We start from the raw sequence: 8,733 nt of genomic DNA on the forward strand, positions 1-8,733 counted from the left end.
GTTTGAAAGTGACGAAATCCTCTGCATCCATGAAAAAGGTATTTACACTCGCCATCTTTTTAATCGCCTTTACATCTAATCAGGGGCAAAGTTTATTCGAGCCGGTTAATGCTTCGCGTTCAGGTGTATCCTTCAAAAACACCATTGTTGAAAACGCAAGTCAAAACGCATTGACCTACGAAAACTTGTTTAATGGAGGAGGGATTGCCCTTGGGGACATCAACAACGATGGCCTCGAAGACATTTACTTTATTTCTAACATGCAACTCAATAAGTTATACCTCAATCAGGGCAACTTCAAATTCAAAGACATTACTCAATCTGCGGGAGTAGCTGGCCGGGTGGGCTGGAAAAGTGGCACATCCATGGTAGACATCAACGGCGACGGGCTGCTCGATATTTACGTGTGTTACTCTGGCAAAACAGAAGCAGAAAAAAGACGCAATCAGTTTTTTATCAACCAAGGGAACCTTACGTTCATCGATAAGGCCCAAGAAATGGGGCTCGACGATCCATCATACACCACCCAAGTCTCCTTCTTTGATTACGATCGGGATGGTGATCTGGATGCTTTTTTACTCGCTACCAATGTAAAAGTGATTCGCGACCTGGAGTATTCGCAGGCCCGTAAATCCAAACACCCTTACGCCGGAGATAAGTTGTTTCGCAATGACAATGGGCGGTTTTTCGAAGTAACGGAGGAAGCGGGTATTCTTTCCAATGCACTCGGTTTTGGTTTGGGCGTAACGGTATCGGATGTGAACAAAGATGGCTGGCTGGATATCTATGTCTCCAACGACTATGCAGAACCCGACTACCTCTACATCAACAATCGCAACGGAACCTTCACCAATAAACTGGATGTTTCGCTCCAACACATTTCCCAATTCTCGATGGGGTCGGATATAGCCGATATCAACAATGATCTGTTGCCAGATATTTTCACAGCCGACATGTTGCCTGAAGACAATAAAAGGCAAAAGCTCTTGTATGGCCCAGATAACTACGAGCAATTCGCGCTCATGGTGAGCGAGGGGTACCACTACCAGTTCATGCGCAATATGCTGCACCTCAACAATGGCAACGGCACCTTTTCCGAAGTTGGGCAACTGGCAGGCGTGTCCAATACCGACTGGAGTTGGGCGCCTCTGTTTGCCGATTACGACAATGATGGCTGGAAAGATCTATTTGTCACCAACGGGTACTTCCGGGACTATACCAACCGCGATTTTCTTAAATACAAAGGGGATTACTATTTTCAAAAAGTCCTGGCTCACGAAAAAGCCGATACCTTGGAGTTGGCCAAGTCCATGCCTTCAACCCCAGTGCACAATTATATTTTTAAAAACATGGGCAATGCCCGATTTGAGGATCAAAGCAAGGCTTGGGGGTTTTCTACACCCACGTTTTCTAATGGCGCTGCATATGCCGATCTGGACAATGATGGCGATCTGGATTTGATCGTCAACAATCAAGACGCTGAGGCTTCGCTTTACCGAAATCTTGCACGCCAACAAAACCCATCGCGCCACTACATCGCTTTACAGCTTAAAGGTGCTGGACTGAATACACAGGCCATTGGAAGCGCAGTTGCGATTTACACTGGACAGGGCAAGCAGTTTTTTGAAATGATGCCAGTGCGCGGTTATCAGTCCTCTGTTTCTAGCAGAATGCATGCTGGCTTGGCGGATCAAACCAAGATCGATTCGATCGTGGTAGTTTGGCCGACGGGCAAAAAAAGTAAAATTACCAACGTAATGGCCGACCAGTTGCTCGTGTTGGAAGAAGTAAACTCGATCCCAACTGATCATGAAGCGCCCCCTCAAACAACAACCCTTTTCAAAAGTGAAAAATCCCCACTCACCTATCGTCACACGGAATATGGGGCAAATGACTTCAAACGACAACCACTGCTCAACACCATGCTATCGCCTTGTGGCCCCGTGATGGCGAGCGCCGATGTCAATAATGATGGCACGCTGGACATATTTGTTGGAGGTACCAAAGAAAATCCTGGTCGCTTGTTCGTCCAGTTGAGCAACGGCATTTTCCGGATGATGGGTAATTTTGACTTCAAAGAAGATGTCAATTGCGCGGATGCAGATGCCCGTTTTTTCGATGCCGACAGTGATGGTGATCAAGATTTGTATGTAGTGAGTGGCGGTTATCACGAATACCAGCCGGATGAAGAAGCCTTACAGGATCGCTTGTACCTAAATGACGGTAAGGGCAACTTCAGCAAGGCACTTGGCGCAATACCACATATGTCTCCAGCCAAATCCTGTGTACGGCCAATGGACCTAGATCACGATGGCGATCTGGACTTATTTGTGGGTGGCAGGGTGATGCCTGGTTCATATCCACAATCGCCACCAAGTTACCTCTTGCTCAATGATGGTTCAGGGCGGTTTACCGATGCTACTGAAAGTCTATTGCCTTTGTTAAAAAACCTGGGAATGGTTACCGATGCGGCCTGGCTTGATGTAAACGGGGATACTTTTGCTGACCTGGTTGTACTGGGAGAATTCATGCCAATAAGTGTATTTGTCAACAAACCAGGGAAACGTTTTGAGGAAGCCAGCAACCAATATTTTAAAAACGTGGAATCTGGTTGGTGGAGTAAACTAGCCGTGGCCGATTTTGACCATGATGGTGATGACGACCTGATTGCGGGCAATTTCGGTTTGAACTCCCAATTCAAAGCCAGTGAATCGGCCCCCATCAGTATGGTCTATTCAGATTTTGATGGCAATGGCAGCATCGATCCCATTTTGGTTTCGTATGTACAACACAAACCTTACCCTTTTGCTGGTCGCGATGAACTGTTGGATCAAATTTTCCCCTTGCGCAAGAAGTTCACGACCTATGCACCCTATGCTGAAGCCACACTAAGCGACCTGTTCACTCCTGTGGAGCTTTCTCAGGCAAAAAGATTAGCTGCAACTGAACTGCGAAGCGTTTATTTTGAAAATCAGGGCAAGCAGTTTGTCAAACACAGTTTGCCACCTGAGGCCCAGTATGCGCCGGTTTACAGCATTGAAGTACTTGACTACAATCACGATGGTCATCTCGATTTTATCCTGGCTGGCAACCAGAGCGCGATTCGAATCCGTTTGGGCAGTATTGATGCCAACTTTGGGCAGGTTTATGAAGGCAATGGCCAAGGAAATTTCAGGTACGTACCTCAGGCGGAATCTGGATTGTCTTTTACTGGCGATGTCAAATCAATGAAGTGGATAAAAACCGCTGCCGGGGAATTCCTGCTTGCAGGGATCAATAACCTGGGCATTGTGGCGTACAAAAGAAATGAATCAACTTCGAAATAAATTTTATTGCATGATGAAATACTTTTTCAGCATAAGCTTCTTTTTGATCGTAACGACACGCCTCCTTGCCCAGACGGATGAGCAGGCGACTAACCAGTTCATCAAATCAGCTTTCCATCTTTCGGAAGTGATGCTGCACGATGTGGCCAGTCCTCCTGCCGCAGCCCGCTTCTATGCTTATGCTATGTTGGGTGCCTACGAAGTGTTGCAGCGCCATCAATCGGATATGCTTGCACTGAGTAATAATTTCAAGGTTGCTCCAGAATTTGTTCCATTACCCGTTCCATCCAATTTTAATCCCGCTTTTTGTGCCACCTATGCCATGCTTGAAACCGGCAGACTGATTCTGCCTTCCGGCTACATGCTGGAAGAGAAGCAAGCTGAATTGATCACCATTTTCCGGAAAAGCTATAAACTGAATGCAAAAAACATTGAGGCCAACCGGCAATACGCCAATCAGATAGCAGCGCAGGTTATGGCTTACGCAAAGAAAGATGGCTACTTTTCGCTCAGTGTACTGCCGCGCTATAAACCCAACACCAAAGAAGCGGGGCGGTGGTACCCAACCCCTCCCGAGTACATGAGTGCGGTGGAGCCGCAATGGAAAACCATTCGAACCTTCTTTCTCAATTCAGCCGATCAATTTGCGCCGGACGATCCGGCGCCTTTCATTACCGAAAAAGGAAGTAGTTTTTTTACTCAGTTAGAAGAAGTGGTGACCATCTCCAAGAATCTTACCGCAGAACAAAAAGCCATCGCTGGATTTTGGGATTGCAATCCCTTTGCGGTTACTTATTCAGGCCATGCGGCCATGGGGGTGAAAAAAATTTCACCGGGCGGCCATTGGATCGGTATCACGGGGATTGCCTGTCGCAAGGCAAATGTGTCACTGCAAAAGACAATTGCCGCACACACACTCATCGCACTATCCTTACACGATGCCTTTGTAAGTTGCTGGCATGAAAAATACCACAGCGACCGCATTCGCCCAGAATCCGCGATCAACAAATACCTGGATGAAGCGTGGCGCCCACTCCTACAAACGCCGCCATTCCCGGAATACACCAGCGGCCATAGTGTAATCTCCACCACCAGTGCCGAGGTACTGAGCTACCTCTTTGGAGAAAACTTTGCTTATGTAGATACTTCAGAGGAATATTTTGGCTTACCAGCCAGGCCATTTCTGTCATTTAAAGCGGCTTCCCAAGAAGCAGCCATCTCCCGCCTGTATGGAGGCATCCATTTTCGCGATGCCATTGAAGCGGGTCAACGCCAGGGCGAAGCCATTGGAAAATACATTGTTGAAAAGATCAAAAATGGGAACAAGCCTAAATAGGTATTTTTAGGGGCGATAAAAAAATAAATGTTCATTTTGCCAGAGGATTAGATAAGTAAACGGTTCAATTTAAGTGTCTTATCTAATCCTCTGGCTCAGGAAAAATGAACATTTATTTTTGCCCCACTACTTGGCATAAAACCTAGAATGTATGAAAAGAAACAAATTTATACAAGCAACCTCATTAGGCTTGCTCGGTGTCCTATTGCCCGTTCAGTATATGGGCAAAACCGAAGTCATTCTGGGACACAACAACAAGCGCTACAAAATCAATACCCGCTGGAGTCAGGCAGATGCAGCACGGTATCCGGTCAACAATTGCCATGAAATGGTACAAGATAAAAAAGGCCGAATCCTGTTGCTGACCGATGAAACCCGTAACAATGTGTTGATTTACGATAAAAACGGGAAAATTCTGGACAGTTGGGGCAGCGAGTACCCGGGCGCGCATGGGTTCACCTTGTTCCATGAGAATGGCGAGGATATGCTGTTCATCTGCGACAACAATCGGCATCAGGTCATCAAAACGACCATTGACGGGCGGGTTCTGATGACTTTGGATTATCCAAAAGAGGCCGGCATTTACACAAAAGCCGAAGAGTACGTCCCAACGGAAACCGCCATTGCACCCAATGGCGACATTTACGTGGCGGACGGTTACGGCAAAGACTACGTCATCCAGTACAACCACAAAGGCGAATACATCCGTCATTTTGGCGGCAAGGGCGATACGCCAGCGCATTTGAGCAATGCCCACGGCATTTGTGTGGATCTTCGAGACAAGACAAATCCCTGTTTAATGGTCACTTCGCGCGTTCAAAATGCCTTCAAACGTTATGATTTGGCAGGGAAATACTTGGAAACAATTGATTTGAAAGGGGCCTGGGTCTGCCGTCCGGTCATAAAAGGTGAGTACTTATATGCGGCTGTTTTACAATCGAATAATAGTACCGGCGCGCAATCGGGTTTTGTGACCATTTTGGATAAAAACAACAAAGTCGTGTCCAACTTAGCCGGAAGCACACCGCAATATCAGGGCAATCAGATCGAAGAAATGTACCAAACCATCAAGGCATTTCAATACCCGCACGATGTGTTGATTGACGACGAAGAATGTATGTATGTGGCGCAATGGAATTCAGGGAAAACGTATCCGATCAAGTTAGAACCCGTTGTATGAAAAATTTGATTTTACCAACGCTGTTACTCCTCTACACCGTTTCTTCAAACGCTCAGGACAATTTCCAATTGGCCCGGCCTTTGCTGAAATACTCCTCTGCATTTTTTACCACTGAGATGCGTGTTGAAATGGCTTTTGCGGAACCGAACACCCAAATACGCTATACTTTAGATGGGCAAGACCCCACTGAAAATTCGCCGCTATACACCCAGCCCGTTCTTATTACCAAGCGTTTCACAAACCTCAAAGCGCGGGTATTTAGTACAATTTATCAGCCCTCCGATGTGGTGGAGGCAACTTTTATCAAAGACGGTTTGCCAATAAAATCGGTTGAAAACACCCCGCCAAATCAAAAATACAAAGGTTCAGGCGCAATGACCCTGATCGACAATAAAGGCGGAACAACCAATATATCGGGTGGTACCTGGTTGGGTTTTCAGACAGATACCGTCGAAATTGTGCTGCGTTTGTATAAAAAAGAAAAGGTCAAAAACGTGTTGGTGAATCTTTTACGCGACTATGGCTCCTGGATTTTTTTACCTGAAAAAATAGAAGTGTTTGCTTTTAAAAACAATGCATTTCAACTCGTTGACAACAAGGCATATGAACAAGATAAAAACGTCAACGGATCTGCTTGTGTGGCCGCCGTATTTCCACTGAAAAATGGCATAAAAACCGATAAACTCAAGATTCAACTGTATTTGGTCAAACAAATTCCCGATTGGCACGGCGGAAAGGGAAATAAGAGTTGGATTTTTGTGGATGAGGTGTTTGTGAATTGAGATTTTGTCTTGTTAGCAATTAGTAATTCAATGGGATTTTAAACTCAAAAAAATGAGCTTTCGCATCGCTATCTTTTTACTACTTTCTACCAGCACATTTGCGCAAACGCAAAAGATGCCTTATAAGAATCCTGCATTGCCTATTGAACAACGCGTGAATGATCTGCTAAGCCGCATGACGGTAGAAGAAAAATTCTGGCAATTATTCATGATTCCTTCTAACACGAATGTGTTGACCACAGCGCAAGATAAGCTTGCCTACAAAAACGGAATCTTCGGTTTTCAACTCAGTGCAGCTTCGCAAGGCGGCAACACGGCCGAACAAATGCTTACCTACAACGCCACCGAAAATGGTGAAGCGATCTTGAAGAAGCTCAATGCCATTCAGAAATATTTTGTAGAAGAAACAAGGCTCGGCATTCCTATCATTGCGTTTGATGAAGCCCTGCATGGCCTCGTGCGTGAAGGTGCCACTACCTTTCCGCAAGCTATCGGATTAGCCGCTTCGTTTGATACACTGTTAATGAATCGAGTGGCAACGGCCATTGCTACCGAATGCAAAGCGCGCGGCATCCGGCAGATTCTTTCGCCTGTTATCAATATCGCTACCGATGTACGCTGGGGACGAGTAGAAGAAACGTATGGAGAAGACCCTTTTCTCTCTTCCGAGATGGGTGTAGCGTTTGTGAAATCTTTTGAAAAGATGCAGATCATCACCACACCCAAACACTTTATTGCTAACGTAGGTGATGGTGGCCGAGATAGTTATCCGATTCATATGAATGAGCGCTACCTGCAAGAAATTATTTTCCCACCTTTCAAAGCAGTATTTAGTCGAGGCGGTGCGCGCTCGGTAATGACGAGTTATAACTCGCTTGATGGAACTCCAAGTTCAGCAAACGACTGGCTACTCAATCAAAAACTAAAACGTGACTGGAAGTTTGGAGGTTTTGTTATTTCCGATGCGGGTGCTGTTGGTGGTTCACTCGTGCTACATAACACATCTCCCGATTATGCCACATCAGGTGCACAAACGGTAAATGGAGGATTAGATGTTATTTTTCAAACTGCGTACGATCACTATAAATTATTTCTACCTGCATTCATAGATGGTCGTGTAGATGATAAGAAGTTAGACGGCGCAGTAGCTAGGGTGTTGAAAGCTAAGTTTGAGTTGGGCCTCTTCGAAAATCCCTACATGTCAGCTGAACAGTTGAAAAAGATCTCAAACGTAGATCAAAAGAAACTTGCACGGGAAGCAGCAATTAAATCGATGGTATTGTTAAAAAACAAGAATCAGACCCTGCCTTTATCGAAACAAGTAAAGTCAGTTGCGGTCATCGGTTCTGATGCTACTGAAGGAAGACTAGGTGGCTATAGCGGTCCCGGTAACGGAGTAGTCACTATTTTGCAAGGCTTGCAAAAGCGCACTGGCATTAAAGTGAACTATGCAATAGGTGCCGACCGCAACGATAAAGAGTGGGTAGTTGTTCCTGCGGAAAATTTGAAATCAACGACTGGCAAGAAAGGCCTAAGTGCTTTTTACTTTAAAAATATTGATCTCAGCGGAAAACCGTTGCTCACGAGGCAAGACGAGCAAGTCAATTTTCATTGGACACTCTTTGGCCCTGATGAAAAACTAGGCAATAGTTTTTATTCTGCCCGTTGGGAGGGATTCATTACTTCTCCAGAAACTGGAGTGCTAAGAATCGGGTTGGATGGAAATGATGGCTTCCGCCTCTACGTTAATAATCAACTGCTTATTGATCGTTGGGAAAAAAAGACCTATAGCACTGAGTTGGTCGATTTTAATGCAGAGAAAAACAAATCGTATCCCATACGAATTGAATTTAAAGAAACCACAGGCAACGCGCACATTCGATTGATTTGGGACCTTGGTGTCCCTAAAGTGTGGGAGAAGCAAATTGAGGAAGCCGTAGAAGTGGCCAAACAGTCTGAAGTGGCGATAATCGTAGCCGGAATTCACGAAGGCGAGTTTCAAGACCGTGCGTTTCTTTCATTGCCTGGTCATCAAGAAGAGTTAATCAATCGCGTATCGGCCATAGGTAAACCAGTAGTGGTGATTCTGGTGGGTGGAAGTGCGATTAC

At 45.6% G+C, this 8,733-nt stretch carries 5 protein-coding genes; all 5 read left to right on the forward strand.

Annotated elements, in window-relative coordinates:
• The first annotated feature begins 29 nt into the window (after positions 1-29).
• On the forward strand, positions 30-3,326 hold the full coding sequence (locus SFV55_RS03225) for a VCBS repeat-containing protein (protein WP_320028018.1): 3,297 nt from the start codon (positions 30-32) through the stop codon (positions 3,324-3,326).
• A gap of 10 nt (positions 3,327-3,336) precedes the next feature.
• A complete protein-coding gene (locus SFV55_RS03230) occupies positions 3,337-4,662 on the forward strand; it encodes a vanadium-dependent haloperoxidase (protein ID WP_320028019.1) in 1,326 nt (441 codons plus the stop codon).
• Between the two features lie 151 nt (positions 4,663-4,813).
• Complete coding sequence (locus SFV55_RS03235) at positions 4,814-5,842, forward strand: 6-bladed beta-propeller (protein ID WP_320028020.1); 1,029 nt, start codon at positions 4,814-4,816, stop codon at positions 5,840-5,842.
• Positions 5,839-6,624 carry an FN3 associated domain-containing protein gene (locus SFV55_RS03240; protein WP_320028021.1) on the forward strand — a complete coding sequence of 262 codons (786 nt, stop codon included), beginning with the start codon at positions 5,839-5,841 and terminating at the stop codon, positions 6,622-6,624. Before SFV55_RS03235 ends, SFV55_RS03240 begins: the two co-directional genes overlap by 4 nt.
• A gap of 52 nt (positions 6,625-6,676) precedes the next feature.
• The coding region (locus tag SFV55_RS03245; protein WP_320028022.1) for a glycoside hydrolase family 3 N-terminal domain-containing protein at positions 6,677-8,733 on the forward strand (2,057 nt) is incomplete at its 3' end.

The organism is Haliscomenobacter sp. (assembly GCF_033763495.1).
In the GTDB taxonomy this organism is placed as follows: Bacteria; Bacteroidota; Bacteroidia; order Chitinophagales; family Saprospiraceae; genus Haliscomenobacter.